The organism is Papillibacter cinnamivorans DSM 12816 (genome assembly GCF_900176335.1).
GTDB classification, from domain to species: domain Bacteria; phylum Bacillota; class Clostridia; order Oscillospirales; family Oscillospiraceae; genus Papillibacter; species Papillibacter cinnamivorans.
Genome location: NZ_FWXW01000005.1, coordinates 42100 through 58875, shown reverse-complemented (window position 1 = coordinate 58875; position 16776 = coordinate 42100). Strand labels below are relative to the sequence as shown.

General features: G+C 57.8%; 15 protein-coding genes. 8 read left to right on the top strand and 7 right to left on the bottom strand.

The window, feature by feature from the left end; all coding sequences use genetic code 11:
• Positions 1-5 precede the first annotated feature (5 nt).
• Both kamA and B9A13_RS08765 read left to right on the top strand, forming a co-directional pair.
• Positions 6-1157: a lysine 2,3-aminomutase gene (gene kamA / locus B9A13_RS08770; protein ID WP_084234774.1), complete on the top strand. Its 1152-nt coding sequence runs from the start codon at positions 6-8 to the stop codon at positions 1155-1157.
• A gap of 129 nt (positions 1158-1286) precedes the next feature.
• On the top strand, positions 1287-2258 hold the full coding sequence (locus B9A13_RS08765) for a LysR family transcriptional regulator (protein WP_084234773.1): 972 nt from the start codon (positions 1287-1289) through the stop codon (positions 2256-2258).
• Between the two features lie 795 nt (positions 2259-3053).
• Here B9A13_RS08765 and B9A13_RS08760 read toward each other — a convergent pair.
• From B9A13_RS08760 to B9A13_RS08725, 7 genes are all read right to left on the bottom strand, one after another.
• Entirely contained in the window at positions 3054-3299 is a 246-nt protein-coding gene (locus tag B9A13_RS08760) for a (2Fe-2S) ferredoxin domain-containing protein (RefSeq protein WP_084234772.1), read from the bottom strand.
• The gene (locus B9A13_RS08755) at positions 3296-4984 is read right to left on the bottom strand and encodes a [FeFe] hydrogenase, group A (protein WP_084234771.1); all 1689 of its coding nucleotides are present in this window, start codon (positions 4982-4984) and stop codon (positions 3296-3298) included. Before B9A13_RS08755 ends, B9A13_RS08760 begins: the two co-directional genes overlap by 4 nt.
• On the bottom strand, positions 4981-5616 hold the full coding sequence (locus B9A13_RS08750; protein ID WP_084234770.1) for an NADH-ubiquinone oxidoreductase-F iron-sulfur binding region domain-containing protein: 636 nt from the start codon (positions 5614-5616) through the stop codon (positions 4981-4983). Before B9A13_RS08750 ends, B9A13_RS08755 begins: the two co-directional genes overlap by 4 nt.
• A 46-nt stretch (positions 5617-5662) precedes the next feature.
• Positions 5663-6835: a SpoIIE family protein phosphatase gene (locus B9A13_RS08745; protein WP_084234769.1), complete on the bottom strand. Its 1173-nt coding sequence runs from the start codon at positions 6833-6835 to the stop codon at positions 5663-5665.
• A complete protein-coding gene (locus tag B9A13_RS08740) occupies positions 6832-8523 on the bottom strand; it encodes a [Fe-Fe] hydrogenase large subunit C-terminal domain-containing protein (RefSeq protein WP_084234768.1) in 1692 nt (563 codons plus the stop codon). Before B9A13_RS08740 ends, B9A13_RS08745 begins: the two co-directional genes overlap by 4 nt.
• Positions 8524-8902: 379 nt before the next feature.
• The gene (locus tag B9A13_RS08730) at positions 8903-10297 is read right to left on the bottom strand and encodes a sensor histidine kinase (protein ID WP_084234766.1); all 1395 of its coding nucleotides are present in this window, start codon (positions 10295-10297) and stop codon (positions 8903-8905) included.
• A 44-nt stretch (positions 10298-10341) separates the two neighbouring features.
• Positions 10342-11031: a response regulator transcription factor gene (locus tag B9A13_RS08725; protein WP_084234765.1), complete on the bottom strand. Its 690-nt coding sequence runs from the start codon at positions 11029-11031 to the stop codon at positions 10342-10344.
• Positions 11032-11259: 228 nt separating this feature from the next.
• Here B9A13_RS08725 and B9A13_RS13920 point away from each other — a divergent pair, with 228 nt between their 5' ends.
• From B9A13_RS13920 to B9A13_RS08695, 6 genes are all read left to right on the top strand, one after another.
• Positions 11260-11625: a hypothetical protein gene (locus tag B9A13_RS13920; RefSeq protein WP_143806926.1), complete on the top strand. Its 366-nt coding sequence runs from the start codon at positions 11260-11262 to the stop codon at positions 11623-11625.
• A gap of 16 nt (positions 11626-11641) precedes the next feature.
• Positions 11642-12208: a hypothetical protein gene (locus B9A13_RS08715; RefSeq protein WP_084234763.1), complete on the top strand. Its 567-nt coding sequence runs from the start codon at positions 11642-11644 to the stop codon at positions 12206-12208.
• 186 nt (positions 12209-12394) lie between these two features.
• A complete protein-coding gene (locus B9A13_RS08710; protein WP_200809702.1) occupies positions 12395-13834 on the top strand; it encodes a helix-turn-helix transcriptional regulator in 1440 nt (479 codons plus the stop codon).
• Between the two features lie 355 nt (positions 13835-14189).
• Positions 14190-14513, top strand: coding sequence for a helix-turn-helix transcriptional regulator (locus B9A13_RS08705; RefSeq protein WP_084234762.1), 324 nt, complete (start codon positions 14190-14192; stop codon positions 14511-14513).
• Positions 14514-14648: 135 nt separating this feature from the next.
• Complete coding sequence (locus B9A13_RS08700; protein WP_084234761.1) at positions 14649-15743, top strand: S-layer homology domain-containing protein; 1095 nt, start codon at positions 14649-14651, stop codon at positions 15741-15743.
• A 218-nt stretch (positions 15744-15961) separates the two neighbouring features.
• Positions 15962-16573 carry a helix-turn-helix domain-containing protein gene (locus B9A13_RS08695; protein WP_084234760.1) on the top strand — a complete coding sequence of 204 codons (612 nt, stop codon included), beginning with the start codon at positions 15962-15964 and terminating at the stop codon, positions 16571-16573.
• Positions 16574-16776 lie beyond the last annotated feature (203 nt).

Genomic DNA, 16776 nt, shown 5'->3' with positions numbered 1-16776 from the left:
GACGGATGATGGAGGCAACACGTCTTCTGGACGAGGCCCGGCAGCTGGGCGCCGACTGGTTCGACTGGAAATGGCAGATGAAAAACCGGATTACTACCGTGGAGGGGCTGGAACGGTACATCCGGCTTACCCCGGAGGAAAAGGAGAATATTACCCGCTGCCTTTCCCTCTTTCGCATGGCGGTTACCCCTTATTACGCGTCCCTCATGGATCCGGTGGATCCCATGTGCCCCGTGAGGCTTCAGGCGGTCCCCCGGATCGAGGAGACGGTGATTCTGCCCTGCGAGCTGGCAGATCCCCTGGGAGAAGACCGCGACAGCCCTGTGAAAAACATCGTGCATCGATATCCCGACCGGGTACTCCTTCTCGTGACCCACCAGTGCTCCATGTACTGCAGGCACTGCACCCGCAGGCGGACGGTGGGGGAGGAGGACCATACCATTACCGCTTCCGAGCTGGACGACGCCGTCCGGTACATCGAATCCAACCCCCGCATCCGGGACGTGCTGGTTTCCGGCGGCGACCCCCTGACCCTTTCCGACGAAACCTTGGAGAGGATCCTCTCGAGGCTCCGCGCAATCGACCATGTGGAGATCATCCGCATCGGCACAAGGGTCCCGGCGGTGATGCCCATGCGGATTACCCCGGAGCTGCTCTCCATGCTGAAAAAATACCAGCCCGTCTGGATCAACACCCATTTCAATCATCCCAAGGAGCTCACCCCCCTGGCCCTCAAGGCGTGCGGAGAGATCGTGGACGCCGGCATCCCTCTGGGAAACCAGAGCGTGCTGCTGCGGCACATCAACGACAACGCCGAAACCATGAAGCAGCTTCTGCTGAAGCTGGTAAAGGGGAGAGTGCGGCCCTATTACCTCTATCAGTGCGACCTGAGCCGGGGAATCGGCCATTTCAGGACCCGTGTGGAGACCGGCATCTCCATTATGAAGGCCCTTACCGGCAACATTTCCGGGTATGCCCTTCCCAAATTCGTCATCGATGCTCCGGGAGGCGGGGGCAAGATCCCCGTGAGCTACAATTACGTTCAGTCCATAGACGACAGCCAGGTGGTCATGCGCAATTACCGGGGAGATATCTATGTCTATCCGCAGCCCCCGGACCTCCGGGACGGCCCGGAACCGCCGGGAAAAACAGAATAGTCAAGCTGAAACACGGGCCCTGCGGCCCGTGTTTTGTTTGTTGGACGGGAATGTTCATTTTTGCGTTGTCGGAAAGGAGAGAAGAGGATATAATAATAAAGGAAAACAAGCGGCGGAAGGGGAGACGGAATGAACCTGCAGCATCTGAAGTATGTGGCGGAGGTGGAGCGGACGGGCTCTATTTCAAAGGCCGCCCGGAACCTGTTCACCAGTCAACCCAATCTCAGCAAGGCCATTCGGGAGCTGGAGAGCGAAATCGGCCTGACTCTCTTTTCGCGAACCAGCCAGGGAGTGGCCCCCACCCAGAGGGGAGCGGAGTTTCTTGCCTATGCCAAGACCATCCTTTCTCAGATAGACGAGCTGGAATCCATTTACCGCCCGCAGGATCCCGACAGGGTGAGGATCAACATCTCTGTTCCCCGTGCCTCCTATATCTCGGCGGCCTTCACCGCTTTTTTAAACGAACTGCGGAACAAGCAGGAGATTTCCATCGGCTTTCGGGAGGTGGATTCCCTGAAAGCCATCGGCGACGTGGCCTCCGGGGCTTCCGACCTGGCCGTGATCCGCTATCAGCAGATTTATGAGGAGTATTTTCTCGGCTTTTTAAAGGAAAAGGGGCTTGCCCACGAGGAGCTCTTTGCCTTTCACCCCGTGATCCTCTGCGCCGGGGACCATCCTCTGGCGGGCATGAATCCCATTCCCGTCCACCTGCTCTACGAATATCCCGAAATCGTCCATGGGGACATACGAATCCCGTCGGTCCCCATGCACCGCATCAGCTACAGCGCCGAGCAGAAGGTCCCGGATAAGCGGATCTACGTTTCCGAGCGGGGCAGCCAGCTGGACATGCTCCGTCTGGTCCCGGGGACCTACATGTGGGTTTCCTACGTGCCGCGAATCATCCTGAAGCCTCACAATCTGGTCCTTCGGGACACCGTGCCGCAAAGCCTTCTGAGCAAGGACCTTCTGGTGTACTCCAAATCCCATCACCTGAGCCGGTATGAGGCACTTTTCGTGGATCTGGTGAAAAGGGAATATGAAATCAGCTCCCGGGAATACAAAGAAGACTCGGCGAAAAATGGGGAGGGGCCGGCCCTCTGACGGATTTGAAAAAAGAAAAGCGCGGTCAGGATTGACCGCGCTTCAGGCTGTCGTAAAAGCCTCGCAGAGTTTCGCCGCCGGAGCGGCGAAATAAAATCGGATCATTTTCGGGCGCGGCGTGTACGTGCCCGAAAATACTTCTCAGGCTGCAAGCGCCGAACCGTCCACCTTCGGCGGACAGCGAGGCGCGCGGCAGTCTGCAGGCCTTTTTGTTGAAAAAGGCGGAACGCCTTTTCGACAAACTAAAGCGCGGTCAGGATTGACCGCGCTTTTTATAAATAAGTACGCTCCAGCGAACCTTCAAATCTCTTCCCCGATCCGACGGCCCTGTGCGAAATTTCCGTTTAGTCTAACCTGCATCCGCTTTCCGGAATCCAGTGCTCTCGGGACCGAAATCCCGCGCTTCCGTTTTCCTTCTTCGTTCGCCCTTCGACTAACCTGCAACTTGTTTCCGCTTGCGCGGCTCGTCAGTCGCTCTTTCGCTTCCGCATTGCTGCGGCGGCCCTTCGATTCGCTTCCGATCTTCTTAGTATTCCCTGGAGCGTATTTTCATTATAGGGCGGGCCGTCCAAAAAGGCAACTCTCATTTTGAGGCAAAATATCCCGAATACCCCGGTATTCTCTTTCATTATACCGTTATCTCAATTTATCTATATATTGCTCACTATTTTATCGGTATTGTCCTCTTCGTTCCCTCTGACTGAATTCCATAATTTGTTTTTATGGAAACCGGGTGGCGCAGCGCCGCCCGGTCTTCGCCGGCAGGAAAGCCCCGCGGGGCTTTTCCTCCGGGTTTTAAGAGACCCGGGGCAGGACGTTTTCCCGGAAAAACTGCCGGGCGGAATCGGCGGAAACACTGTGTAGCTCCCCGTCCAGCTGCACGCAGACCGCCTGCTGGCATTGCCCCAGACAGAAGGCAAGGACCAGCTCCACTTTGTCCGTCAGGTTCATCTCCTCGATCATGCTCTGAAAGGTGGTCACCACGTTGTAAGAGCCCTTGAGATGGCAGGCGCTGCCGATGCAGACTGTAATTTTAGTCATTTCGATTCCTCCCCGTTATGTTCGGTATGCAGCAGTTTCCGGGCCTTCCCTTTGAGAAGGCCGCCGTAAAGGGACAGTACAAGGGAATTTTCCTCCGAGCGTTTGATACTGCTCATCCGATCGGCAGCGTAAAGCTCCTTGCTCCGCTGACGTCTGGAATCCCCGGCGGCAAAGGGCTGGCCGGCGCCGCCCGCGCAGCCGCCCGGGCAGGCCATCACTTCCACAAAATCGTAATGCTCTCCCTCCTGGATTCTCGTGAGCAGATCCTCGGCATTTTTCAGCCCGCTCACCGCGGCGATGCGCAGCGTCCGGCCCATGCAGGAAACCTCGGTTTCCTTCAGCCCGGCGGCGCCCCGGACGCCTCGGAAGGCCAGTTCCCGGAGGGCGGCGGGGGATTTATCGGAGGACAGACGGCGGAGGACCGCCTCGGTGACCCCACCCGCGGTTCCGAAAATTGTCCCGGCTCCCGTGGCCGCGCCGAAGGGCATGTCCAGCCCTTCCGGCTCGATTTCCGAAAAGAGGATGCCGCATTCCCGGATCATTCGGATGAGCTCCTGGGTGGTGATGACGTAATCCACCTGCTGTATCCCGCCGATTTTCAGGCGCTCCAGTGCCGCCTCCTCTTTTTTCGCCGTGCAGGGCATCACCGCCACGTGTACGATGTTCTTCCGGGAGGACTTGTACTGCTCCCGGATCACCGCGGCGAACATCTCCATGGGGGAGCGGCAGGAGGAAAGATGGGAAACCAGTTCGGGATGCTTCTGCTTCAGATAGCTCACCCAGGCGGGGCAGCAGGAGGTGAAGAGAGGAAGATCACGGTTTTCCTCCAGCCGGGCGATAAGCTCGGCGGATTCTTCCAGGACGGTGAGGTCCGCACCCGTGCAGGTGTCGAAAACCTCGTCGAAGCCCAAACGGTGCATGGAGGCCACCAGCTTGCCCAGGATATTGTCGGTGGGCGCGCATCGAAGCTCCTCCGCCACCGCCACCCGGACGGCGGGTGCGATCTGGGCGATGACCTTGGTGTCGGGATCGCCGATGGCCTCCCAGACACGTTCACGGTCGTTTTTTACCACGATCGCCCCGGTGGGGCAGACGGCGGCGCACTGGCCGCAGCCCACGCAGCCGGATTTGGCCAGGGGCTTTCCGTCCCTCGTCCCCAGGGTCATGCGGGAGCCCCGGTTGCGGAAGGTCAGGATGCCCAGGTTCTGCACCTCCGAGCACATGCGCACGCAGTCTCCGCATAGGATGCACTTTCCCGTGTCCAGGGTGATGCAGCGGGAGGAAGCGTCCGGCCGTGCCTCGGTGTCTCCGGGAAAGCGCAGCCGGGTGATGCCGAAGCGGTTTGCCAGCTCCTGGAGCCGGCATCTGCCGTTTTTCTCACAGATGGTGCAGTCCCGGCAGTGTTTTGCCAGAAGAAGCTCCAGGATCATTTTCCGGTGCCGCCGGAGCCTGGGGGTATTGGTGAGGATCTCCATCCCCTCCTTCGGCTGGGTGGAGCAGGCCGCCACCATGGCGCCCTCTTTTGTTTCCACCATGCACATCCGGCACGCCCCGTAGACGGACAGCTCCGAATAGTAGCAGAAGGTGGGAAGGTCGATCCCGGCTTTGCGGATGAGCTCAAGGAGGTTCTTTTCTCCCTCCATCGCTATGGGGATCCCGTCGATGGTCACATATCCCGTGTTCATACGTCCGCCTCCTTCACCGCTTTGAACGCGCAGGTGGCAAGGCACGCCCCGCAGCCGACGCATTTCCCCGGATCGATGACGAAGGGCTCCTTGATCTTTCCGGAAATGGCCCCCGTGGGGCAGCCCCTGGCGCAGCGGGAACAGCCCCGGCACAGTTCGGGATCGATCCGGTAAACCCGGGGAGCCTCCTCTATGCCCCCGCCTCCCGGCAGGTATTCCTCTGGGCAGCCCTCGAAGACCCCCGCGATGCGGGAGGCGGCCGTTTTCCCCAGAGAGCACAGGGCGGTGGAGTAAATGGTGTCCGCAAGCTCCAGAAGAAGAGTTCCGTCCTCCCCGCGCCTTTCCCCGGCGGCCAGCCTCTCCAGCAGTTCCAGGATATGCCGGGTTCCCTCACGGCAGGGGACGCATTTGCCGCAGCACCCCTCCCGGTTGAAGCGCTCGAACTGCTCGTATACCGCGAGAATGCGCCCCGTGTTTTCGGTGAGACGGGGGCCGTCGGGCCCCTGGGCGGCCCCGGCGTTTCTCAGGGCCTGGGAATCCAGGGGCAGCGTCAGGCAGAGCCTGTAAAAGGGATTTTCGCCGGAGAGCCCCCGGGACGCGTTCCCCGTATTCCGGCTTGTGGCAGCAATCATGGCTTTTCCTCCGCTCCTTGTTTTCCTGCCGCCGCGCGGCTCCGGTTTAAAAATAGCTGACTTTGACCCGTTTTCCCATTTTTCTGAGGCATTCGGCCAGTTCGTCCACCAGTTGGATCTTGATCCGGAAGGCTACCGGCAGATCCGGGTTCTGGTGGGCGGGATTCACCGCCCGGCCCACGAAAAACTGGATGTCGGTGGCCTCGGCAAAGAGCAGGCGGCTGATGCGGGAGGCCCCGTCCCGCCTGCGGCTCCAGTCGGGATAACCCGCCGTCCCCTCCAGGTACTCTTTGGCGTATCGCAGCACGCGGCTGACGGTGATGACGCCCTCCGTCACCAGGTCCACCCCGTCGATCTCCGCCGTGGGCGGGATCTCCGGGTCCAGGTACTCCGGACGGGTGCGGATGTTCTTTCCGAGAAACTGGGACGCCAGAATCGAGGTGGTCCCTCCGCAGACGATGTGTTTTCCCTCCTGTGAGAAAAACCGCGACATCATGTCGGGTACCTCCTCGGGGTCGGCGGGAGGGCCGATCATGAGGTTGGTCTGCTTTCTCGGCCACAGCTTCAGGGCCGCCACGGTGGTGTCATCCCCCGGCTCGCCCCGGTACAGCCGGGAGCATTCGTCCACCAGGAGGGAGGAGAGCATTTTGGAGGAGCAGTCCTCCTCGTAGTTTGCCTCGATGAACTCCATGATGTTTTCCCGCTGCCAGCCGAAGTTGAGGCTCTTGCCCACCCCCGCGTAGATCGCCCCGTCGCTCATGGTGACGAACATGTCGCCCTCCCGGAGGCGGAATTCCGCTTCCGTCACCGTCTTCCCGGAGATCGTCCGGCTGGAGACCTCATACTCCAGGCTCTTTCCGTCCCGGAGAAGGATGGTCTTTGGGTTGTCGTATTCGATCACCCGGGCACAGCCGTCGGCATCCAAATGGAGGATGGTGAAGGTGGAGTAGGCGATGCCCCTCTCCCGGCAGATGGGAAGGGTGGCGGCCATCGCGGCCACGCAGTCCTCCACGCTCATGCCCCCGGCCATCATGGTGCCGATGATTTTGGAGGTGAGGGTCGCCAGGATATTCGCCTTGACCCCGCTCCCCAGCCCGTCGGCCAGCACCAGGGTCGTTCCCCCGTCCTCCTGGCGGTGGAGCTCCACCCGGTCCCCGCAAAGGAGCTGCCCGAATTTGTTTGCGCTGGTCCATCCCGCATCCACATACATCCGGTTCATTTTGACAGCGTTCCTTTCAGTCGGGTCAGGGCCACCTGGGTCTCCGCCGTGGTCTCCCCCAGCAGAGAGGCGATCTCCTGAACCACGCGCATCTGTTTTTCGATCACCTTGTCGGTGATCTCCACCGCCTCGCGCCCACGCTCTTCCTTCTCCGTGCGGTTTTTCTCCTGGTCGGTGACATCCCGCAGGAAGGAAATGAGGATGTGATAGTCCCTGTCGAAGATGATGGTTTCCTCCACGTACCGGTCGTACCGGTCCAGATACCGCTTCCGGTCATAAATGTTCTTCCGCGCCCGGGTCACCGCAAGATAATCCACCGGGTCCAGCAGCCGCACCACCGGTGCGCCCCGGATTTCCATGGGGCTCTTCAGGCCGAAAAGCTGGCAGGCCGTCGCGTTCACCAGCTGGATGTTCAGTTCCTCGTCCATCACCAAAATGGCGTTGGGCGTGTTGCTCACGATCTTTTCGGAGAAGGACTCCGCCTTTTCCTTCAGGTACGGAAGGCACATATTGAGGTCCGCCTTTCCCAGACAGACGGCGATCGCCTTTTCCCGGCAGGTATCGTAGCCGCAGCTTCCGCAGTTGAGTTCCTGCTCGGGGCTGGCTTTTCCCATCCGGGCCAGTACCCGCCGGATTTCGGTCTCCCCCGGAAGCACGGGATGGTCGTCCCCCAGGAAGGAATAGGACGTCGAAAGCTCTTCCCGGGACATGGAGCGTACGGGAAGCTCCGTCTCCCGGGCGTATTTCCCTACCCGGAGAGTCCCCGCGATCCTGCCGGCCCTGCGTTCGGGGTTCATAACGGGACCTCCGATGCAGCCGCCCTGGCAGGCCGACATCTCCACAAAGCACTGCCGCAGACCGCCGCGGATGATCTCCCGGAGGGCCTCCATGCAGTTTTCCACCCCGTCCACCGAGATGTAGTCGTATCCGGTCTTCTCCGTGTGCATGGAGCGGATGATCCCGCCGGGAGCGGGGAAAAAGTTCCCGCGGCCTCCTCCGGCGCCGGGCGCTCCGCTCTCCTCCGGCTCTTCCAGGACAATCGACTCCTCTTCCAGCCACTTTGCCAGCTCCTCAAAGGTCAAAACGCAGTCCACACGCCCGTCGCTTTCGTCGGCTTCGGCCTTCTTGGAGATGCAGGGGCCGATAAAAACCGTCTTCGCGCCGGGGATGCGCTCCTTGACGAGGACGCTGTGGGCCTGCATGGGGGACAGGACGGGAGCCAGGTATTGGAGCGCCTCCGGGTAGTAGCGGCGGATGAGCTTGTTCACGCTGGGGCAGCAGGAGGAAATGAGCACCGGATGCTCTTTTTTACGGAGCATGTCTTCATACTGCCGCTTCACCGCGGTGGCTCCCATAGCCGTGTCCTCCGCGGAGGCAAAGCCCAGCTTTCTGAGCGCTTTGTCCATGGCGCCGATGCTCTTTACCCCGAAGTTGGCAATGAAGGAAGGCGCCACGCAGGCGATTACCGGAGCGCCGGAGGCGATAAGGGCCCTGGCTCTTTCCGTGTCGGAGCGGATCTGTTTTGCGTTCTGGGGGCAGATCAGGTAGCAGTGCCCGCACAGGATGCAGTCCTCGGAAAGGATTTTCGCCTGATTGTCGGCAAAGGCGATGGATTTCACCGGGCAGTTCCGGATGCACTTGTAGCAGTTTTTGCAGTTGGATTCCATGGTGCGAAGGCATTCTGTCATGGTATCTCCTCCCGTCCGCGTTCTTGATTGGATCTTTGGTTATAATTTATGTACTCGGGTATTCTGTTTGTTAATATTTTAACATATTATTTGCCCGAGAGATCATATCGGATATGGATAGACCTATTCATATTTGGAATATCCAAGGGATTCATATCTTCAGAAGTGTGATTTGTGCTCGCGGCACCCGTTGCTTATTTGTTTCCTGCGATGGAATGGACCTTAAAAATTCGTCAATATGCACAAATGATGGAAGCCGAAAATAAAGGTATGGACGGGAGCTCGCTCCCGTCCATACCCGATAGAAAACGGTATGTGCAGTTCATCCTCTGGTTTTTCGCTGATGAGCTGAGAATCTGCCGGCAATTTACAGGGATTCTTACGATACCCTAGCCTTTGCATCGGTTTTGATCCGGATTTCAAAGACAGCGCCCTTCGGCCCGTTGGAAGCCGAAAGCTCTGCGCCCGAAAGTTCGGCTGCTTTTTTGGCGATGGAAAGCCCCAGCCCGAAGTTGCCGCCCTTGCCCTTGTAGAACCGGTCGAACACGTGGGGAAGGTCCGCTTCCGAAAAGCCGGGCCCATCGTCCCGGATATGAATGACGGCCGTGCCGTCTTCCAGGGAAAGCGTTATTTCCACCTCCGATTCGGCGTAGCGAAGGCAGTTGGACGCGGGATTCCCGATCATCTGCCACAAGAGCCGCTCGTCCGCCGTGACGGGGACGCTCCCGACGCCGGTTTCGAAGATAAGACGCTTTTTCTCCTTGATGGCTAGGCCCTCCAGCCGGTAGGCGTACTCGGAAAGAAGCTCGGCGAGATCCAGAGCTTCCGGTTTGCAGTCGAAGGAGTTTTCCATCCGGGACAGGGTGAGCAGCTCTCCCACCAGGGCGTTTAGGCGGATGCTCTCGGCGCGGATGATATGGGCCGCTTCCTTGGGGTCGTCGCCCAAGTCGGCCTCGATGGCCTCGGCATAGCCCTGGATGGACATGAGGGGGGTGCGCAGCTCGTGGGAGGCGTTCTGCAGGAAGAGTCTCTGGGCCTGGTCCGAAGCCCGCAGGCGGGCGGACATTTCGTCCATGCTTTTACAGAGGCTTGCGATTTCCCGAAGGCTCTGCTCCTGGGGGACGGGAACGAAATTGCCCTTTCCGATCTCCTCCGCCTGGGCACAGACCCTCTGAAGGGGACGGCTGATGCCTTTGGCTGCGGCGCCGGCGAAGAAAAAGCCGATCCCCAAAGCCACCAGCATGACGGCCGCCAGCATCCAGTTGAGGGCATAAACCATCTCCCGGCTGTCCGTCAGATCGGCCGCGAATACGATGTAGAGCTTGATTCCGGCAAGCTCCTCGAAGGGGATTCCGGAGAAATAGGTGGTGTTTCCGGCTCGGATGACCTCCCCGGCCTTGGCGTCGAAATCCGCGCCCCGGATGTCTTCAAGAAGGGTTTCGGTGAGAAGGGTGCCGGAGGTCTGCCTGGGAAAGAGCACCTGGAAGGATTCGTCGAAAATAAAAAACTTGATGCTTCCGGAAAGCCGGGAGGCGGTCAGGGCAGCGCTCAGGCCCTGGAGGGCGGAATCCGTATTGTCGTCGGAAAAGGCGCTGATCATAAGCTGCCGCTCTACCAGCACCTGCATGGTGGAAAAGGCGGCCTTCAGTTCCTTCCGGGCGCTCCTGTCCAGATAGACGTACATGGCGGCGTTGAACAGCACCAGAACGACGAGCATCACAAGGAGCGTCTCGGCTACGAAAAGGGAGAGATATTTCCTCCGGATAGTTTTCATTGTCTCCTCCGTTTCCGAAACCCATGGCGGCTTCGGCGGCAATTTCAGGACGGCTCTCCTGTCTCCAGCTTGAAGCCGTAGCCCCAGACAGAGGAGATGCGCACTCCGCTGTCCTTCAGCTTTTTCCGGAGGCGCTTGACCACGTCGTCCGTGGCCCTGGTGTCCACCTCGGTTTCAAAGCGCCAGACGGATTTTAAAAGCTCCTCACGGGACACCGCCCGTCCGCAATGCTCCATGAGATAGGAAATCAGGGAAAACTCCGTGGGTGTCAGTTCCAGCTTTTCATCTTCCAGATAGGCCTGGCGCTCCGGCAAAGAGATCCGAAGGGCCCCGCAGCGCAGTTCCCCGGCCTCCTCGTCTCCGCGGCTGAGGTTTGCCCGGCGGAAGATGGCCTTGACCCTGGCCACCAGCTCCATGGGAGAAAAAGGCTTGACCAGATAGTCGTCGCCCCCCAAAGAGATGCCGCTGATCCGGTCCAGCTCGCTGTCCCGGGCGGAGACGATGATGATGGGCACGGGGCTTTTTTCCCGGAGCCTGGCGCACAGGGTCAGCCCGTCCGTCCCGGGCATCATGATATCCAGGATCACCATGTCCGACGGCCGGCTTACAAACACCTCCAGCAGCAGGTCGCCGGTTTCGAAGACCTCCGCGCCAAAGCCCTCGCTGCGCAGGAACCGGGCGATGAGCTCCCGGATGTTCTTGTCGTCGTCCGCGATATAAATGAGCTTTTCCATAGGCTTCTCCCCCCCCCCGTGGCGGTCAGCTTTTCCTTCGTACGGACCGTTTCGCGCCGGATTCCCGGAGTCTCCCGTATTTTGTGGATTCTGGGGAAATCGTATCACAATTGTCGGTCAAAAGAAACATCTGCCGCAGTTTTGCCACAGTTTGCAGGTTGTTTTCACGGATATTTTTCACTACAATGAAATTGCAAGGCTTGCAGATGAACTGCGGAGGGATGCGGATTGAAAATACGGCTTATCATCTTATGCGCTTTGATGCTCGCTTTTATGGCGGGCTGCGCGAATGCGAAATCGGCGGCTTCCGTGCCCTCCGTCACTTCCGCGCCGACGGCGGCCCCCGCCGGTTCGACAGGTACCGCTGCAGTGGAGCCGGACAAAACGGGGGACCCCTCCGCGGCGCCCTCGGCGGATATTTCCGGCGGGGCGGCGGCCACCGAAACGCCGGGCGGCGATACCGGCTCTTCCGCCGGGGCGGAAGACAAAGAGGAGACCCAGGTGCTCGACGGGATTCTGGATCAGCTGGACCAGCTGGATCAGCTGTATTCCGAGCTGGACGAGGTCTCGGACGATGAGTTGAATGTGGATTGACCGAAGGAGGCAAAACATGAAAAAGAAGATAGCGGCGGTGGTCTGTATCCTTGCCCTGGTCCTGGCCATCCCTGCCGCGGCTGTAGGTGGGAACGGACAGACCACCACAGGCGGACAGAACACCGAAAGCGGACAGAATACCGAAAACGGGCAGAGTTCAGAATATGGGGCGGCGGTACGCTCCGGCGCGTCGGAAGGGCAGGTTCGTGTGAGAGGTCAGGCTCTTCAGGCAAGACAAAACAATCTTCAGATCCGGCTGATGAACACGGAAAACTACAGCCTCCGCCTGGAGTGCCGGCAGTGCATCCAGGAGATCAAGGATGGGGAACGGGATCTGACCCAGGAGCAGCTTTTACAGCTGACGGAACTTCAGACGCAGCTGCAGGAACAGTACGACCTGCTGTCGGCCACCCAGGGCGAAGTTCACGAGCTCATGCTCAATTTCCGGGCAGACCGCCTGAACCAGGATTACGACGCCATGTCCTCGGATCTGGAGGCCATTATGGCGGTGCAGGAAAACCGGATTGCCATTAAAGAGGAGATAAGCAGCCTGCTTCAGCAGATCCTGGATGTCGTGGAATAAGAAAATTAAAATGCTGAAATGAAACGGGAACGGCAAACAGCCGTTCCCGTTTTATTTCAGCTGTACCGGAATGAAAGAAATTTGAGATGACGCGGCATCCGGCATGTGGTAATATGATACACGGCGTCTGCACAGATGGTTCCGGTTTTCCGGCAGACGGCAAATACATCTGTCAGAGGTTTTTGCATGCAGCGGGATGGGAAAAAGGCGGAGGAACCTGGTTGGGGCGGCAATGTTGTCAATATCGCAAGCCTCCGGAGACAAAACGCGCCGTATATCATCGCATGGATTCTGTATTATACATGGGTCGTGGCCTTCGCGACATGGTGGACGGCGTCGCCCGCCGCCGACACCGCTTTTACCGTGCAGCTGAGGGGGTTGATGCATCTCGTTAACCTGATTTCTTCCGCCGTCTTTGTATTCTTTATCCGGAAGGAACAGTTCGTCATAACCACCCGCGTCGGAGCGGCTGCGATAGCGGCCGGTATGGCCGTCTTTTTTCTGGCTCCGGACGGAGATATCCGGCTGGCTGCCGCGGTGATCAGTTCCGTCGCGGTTGGCTGTGTCAATATAGGACTTCTGATGCCCTTCGTTTTTACGCTGAATAATACCGAAAAGCTCTGCGCCGTGGTGGTCAGCAACGCCCTTATTCAGCTGGTTTCACTGCTTCTGGAACTAAATGCGGGTTCCGGACGGCGGTTTGTATTGGAATGCGTCGTTTCCTTCGGCATTCTTGGGGCATCTTTGTTTACGATTCTTTTTTTGCGCAAACCGGATGCCGCCGGCGAGAAAAAGGAGATACAACCCCCTGTACCGCAATTTCATCGTAGGATCTATCTCACCGTTTTATTTAACTGTGCCATTGCGATATTATGCAAAGGAGCGGGAAAGGGGATCCTGGATGTCGCGGCCGCAGGCTCCCCGATGCCCCTTTTAATTTGGTACTATGCCGGAGGCCTCGTAGGCGGTGCTGTTTTTATTCTGGTTTACGCATTTGTTGGAAAAGCTTTTGTCTGGCTTGGAAACATTACTTTTTCCACCGTGGCCATGGGCATTTTATGCAATGCTTTTGCGCCTCAGGTTCCCGGGTTTGCCGTTTCCTTCGCTGTTCTCCTGGGGATTGGAAGCACGGTGGGCATGATCAATATGTATTACATCATAGGAGTAGTCGGTAAAAAATACGACAGCATGCGGTATCTTCGCATGTCGATTCTTTTTATCGGAGCATGCGGCGGCATATCCGGCGTGGCGGTGGGTTCCTGGATAGGAACTTCCGGTTCTTTCGGGATTTTCATGACCGCCTCCGTCGTTTCTGCGGCGGTAATGATCTTTTTCATGCTGACCTCGCCGGTCATTGCGGGCGCGGAGTATGAAAACGACTGGGGAAAGGATTCTCATCATACGGACATCGGGCAGGAAGATCCCTTCCGAAAATACGGTCTGAGCAAACGGGAAACGGAGGTCTGCGGCCTCTTGCTGCAGGGATACACCATGCGTCAGGTATCCGGGATCCTCTCCATCGCGTATTCCACGGTAAACACCTACTGCACCTCGGCATATCGGAAGCTGGGAATCAACAGCAGAACGGAATTGCTGCTCCTGTTCAGGGAGTATGCCGCGAAATAGTGTTCTTTGCTTGTCGAAAAAGTCCCATCGTCCTTTTCGCCAGCGGCGAAAAGCTTTTTTGGATTTTGCGCCCGGCTCCGTGACCGAAATCCCCAAAAGATGAAATCCAAATGCCTTGCGGAAATTCACTTTCCGCAAGGCATACTTTTCGCGCCTTCGCGAAGGCGCGGGCCTTCCCCCGTAGCCGTCGGAAAACAGGGTTTTTCGACGGCCTCAGAACTCCTCATTCGTTCTAATGAGGCGTTCTTTTTTCATTTCATGCGAACTAATGAATAGACAAAACCACCGCATGGCGTCATCCTGATTTCGGACGGAGAAGACGCGGCTCCGCCGCAAAGGGAGGAGCGGGAATAAAATGGCGCTTCTTGACAGGCTGAAACGGATTTGGTCGTCTGAGTATAACGAAGGACGTTACCTGCCCCAAAAGCAGAATACTGAAAAAAAGGAAGGACAGACTCTCCAGGAGAAACAGACGAATGCCGCGTCCCTGACCCCCCGGGAGCACGACCTATTTTTGCTGCTGCTGGAGGGATATACCCTGAAGGAATGCGCAAAACAGCTGTCCGTCAAATACTCAACGGCGAATACGCACATGACGGGTATTTATAAGAAGCTGGGCGTCAATTCAAGAGCGGAGCTGATTATCCATTACAGGGACATAAAGGATACTGTCCCATGAGAGCCCGTCTGCCTTAAATCGGCATTTGAGCCGGTTATCCCCGGCGGTGAAGGCAAATGCGGCGTTCCGTCCGGTGAAGTGGCTTTCAGCTCCGGAGAATATATAGAAAGAAAAAAGTCAGGGAGGTTAAAGAAAATGAAAAAATGGGCGGTTCCGAAAATATTGTCTTTTTTGCTGGTTCTGGGCATATTGCCCACAGGCGCCCTCGCGGCTCTGCCTGCAGGCGTTCCGGCGTCGCTGGAAGCGCCGGTGATCCGGCAGATTGAGCTCAGGTATGACGACGAGGGCGTTCCGTATTTTGAGGCCCAGGTGGTGATTCCGCAGAGCGTCCTGGATCTGGACAGCGAAAGCCCGGGCGGGGGCTCTGTCTTCTGGGAGTATTCGGAGAAAATCGACAACGGCGCCTGGGGGGATTACGGAGGCGGAGGATATCTGGATGTAATAACGGAAACCGAGGAAGCAGTTGTGACGGAAAGTGAAAACACCTTCCGGGTTTTCTTCAATCCCATCGACGAGGGTACACTGGAATCGATAGACATTAAAAATCACATGTATACTTACAAACTGCGGGTCTACTATGATTACTATGAGGGGTGGCCGGACGTCGAGGCCATATATTCTCCCGCCTCAAACGAGATGAGCATCGGATCGGGCAGCTTTTATTCCGACGCCAGCGCCTGGGCGGTGCCGGAACTGCAGAAGGCCTCCCAATACGGCCTGATTCCCGACATTCTCAAAGGCGCGGATATGACGGAGCCCATCACCCGGGAAGAATTCTGCGAGCTTGCCGTTCTGCTGTATGAAAAGGCATCCAGAACCGAGGCGCCTCCGGCCTCGCCGAATCCCTTTTCGGACACGGAGAATAAACGGATTCTGAAGGCCTACAGCCTGGGGATTACCACGGGTACGTCCGCAACGACCTTTTCCCCAAAGCTGCTCATCAATCGGGAACAGTGCGCCGCCATGCTGTTTCGCGCCATCAAAGCCATCGCACCGGACGGGGAGTACGGCGTCACGGGCGTAAAGGATTTCCCCGATCAGAAATACATTTCCTCCTGGGCTTCGGATGCGGCAAAATATATGTATAAGCTGGGCATCATCAAGGGGGATACCGCCGGGAATTTTATGCCAAAGGCTACAACGACGGTCCAGCAAGCCGCCGGATACGGTATGGCAACGAGGGAGGCGGCCGTCCTGATGACGGTAAGGACCTACGAGGCCATGACCTGACAGAATCTCCTTTCCCACCAAATGGAACGGGGCATTGGAAACAATGCCCCGTTCCGCTGCTTTGTTGGAGCGGATTAAAAACAGGAGCTCATCTCGGCGTGCTTGCAACCGGGCGGAATACCCACATGGAAAATTCGATAATAGCGAAAATTACGTTGACAGCGTAATATTAACCTGCTATAGTAAAACCGTGAAGAAACCGGTAAGGGAGCTGCACATTGAAATGCGCAGCCGCCTGCCGGAAAACGGGAGTGGTTTTATTGGACGAAATCGGTGAAATCATCCGCAGAGCCCGCAAGGAAAGAAAGATGACCCTGAAGCAGCTGGCGGAAGAGACCGGCCTTTCGGTGAGCTTTCTCAGCGAGGTGGAGAGGGGAGTGGCAAACGTCTCCGTCGCCGCCCTGGCCCGTGTGGCCCGAGCCCTGAAGCTGGAGACCATCGGACTGGCCGAAAGCGGACGGGAAGCGGATACGGGAAAAGAAAAGCGGAAGGAAGAAGTTACCCTGGTGAAAAAGGACCGGCGGATCCGTATCCTGCAGCCGGGATACGACGCGGTTCCGGAGCTTCTCACGTCCGATTTTGGACAGCGGATAGACGCCATGTATGTTAAGCTGAAACCTGGTTTTGAATCCGGACCGGATCCTTTTGCCGCGGTAAAGGGCGAAAAGCTCCTCTATATGCTGGAGGGGGAGGCCGCCATGACGGTTTGCGGCAGAACATACGAGCTATCAAAGGGGGACTCGATCTACTATCCGGCAAGCTCTCCCATACGCTTTCAGAATACTCGGGATACCGACGCGGAAGTACTGGTGGTCCTGGTTTCCCGGTAAAAGACAAGGCGGTTCAGCGTTCCGGATAAATCCTGAAGGTTTCGGCAGGAAAGAGCGGGCCGTACAATCCGAAAAATGAGGAAAAATCGCGCCGCTGAAAACGGCGGCGATTTCCGCCCGTTTTTGTCCGGGGACTTTCGTCCGCGGATGGGCGGAGCTTTGTCTTTTTTCGGCGGTTTACCGCAAAAATATATGAAAAGGGG

Excerpts from the sequence above, each read along its gene's own strand:
- B9A13_RS08750 (WP_084234770.1), bottom strand. The coding sequence starts at position 5,616 with ATGATTGCTGCCACAAGCCGGAATACGGGGAACGCGTCCCGGGGGCTC.
- B9A13_RS08725 (WP_084234765.1), bottom strand. The coding sequence starts at position 11,031 with ATGGAAAAGCTCATTTATATCGCGGACGACGACAAGAACATCCGGGAG.
- B9A13_RS08745 (WP_084234769.1), bottom strand. The coding sequence starts at position 6,835 with ATGAACCGGATGTATGTGGATGCGGGATGGACCAGCGCAAACAAATTC.
- B9A13_RS08765 (WP_084234773.1), top strand. The coding sequence starts at position 1,287 with ATGAACCTGCAGCATCTGAAGTATGTGGCGGAGGTGGAGCGGACGGGC.
- kamA (WP_084234774.1), top strand. The coding sequence starts at position 6 with ATGATGGAGGCAACACGTCTTCTGGACGAGGCCCGGCAGCTGGGCGCC.
- B9A13_RS08710 (WP_200809702.1), top strand. The coding sequence starts at position 12,395 with ATGCAGCGGGATGGGAAAAAGGCGGAGGAACCTGGTTGGGGCGGCAAT.
- B9A13_RS08730 (WP_084234766.1), bottom strand. The coding sequence starts at position 10,297 with ATGAAAACTATCCGGAGGAAATATCTCTCCCTTTTCGTAGCCGAGACG.
- B9A13_RS08700 (WP_084234761.1), top strand. The coding sequence starts at position 14,649 with ATGAAAAAATGGGCGGTTCCGAAAATATTGTCTTTTTTGCTGGTTCTG.
- B9A13_RS08740 (WP_084234768.1), bottom strand. The coding sequence starts at position 8,523 with ATGACAGAATGCCTTCGCACCATGGAATCCAACTGCAAAAACTGCTAC.
- B9A13_RS08755 (WP_084234771.1), bottom strand. The coding sequence starts at position 4,984 with ATGAACACGGGATATGTGACCATCGACGGGATCCCCATAGCGATGGAG.
- B9A13_RS08760 (WP_084234772.1), bottom strand. The coding sequence starts at position 3,299 with ATGACTAAAATTACAGTCTGCATCGGCAGCGCCTGCCATCTCAAGGGC.
- B9A13_RS08715 (WP_084234763.1), top strand. The coding sequence starts at position 11,642 with ATGAAAAAGAAGATAGCGGCGGTGGTCTGTATCCTTGCCCTGGTCCTG.
- B9A13_RS08705 (WP_084234762.1), top strand. The coding sequence starts at position 14,190 with ATGGCGCTTCTTGACAGGCTGAAACGGATTTGGTCGTCTGAGTATAAC.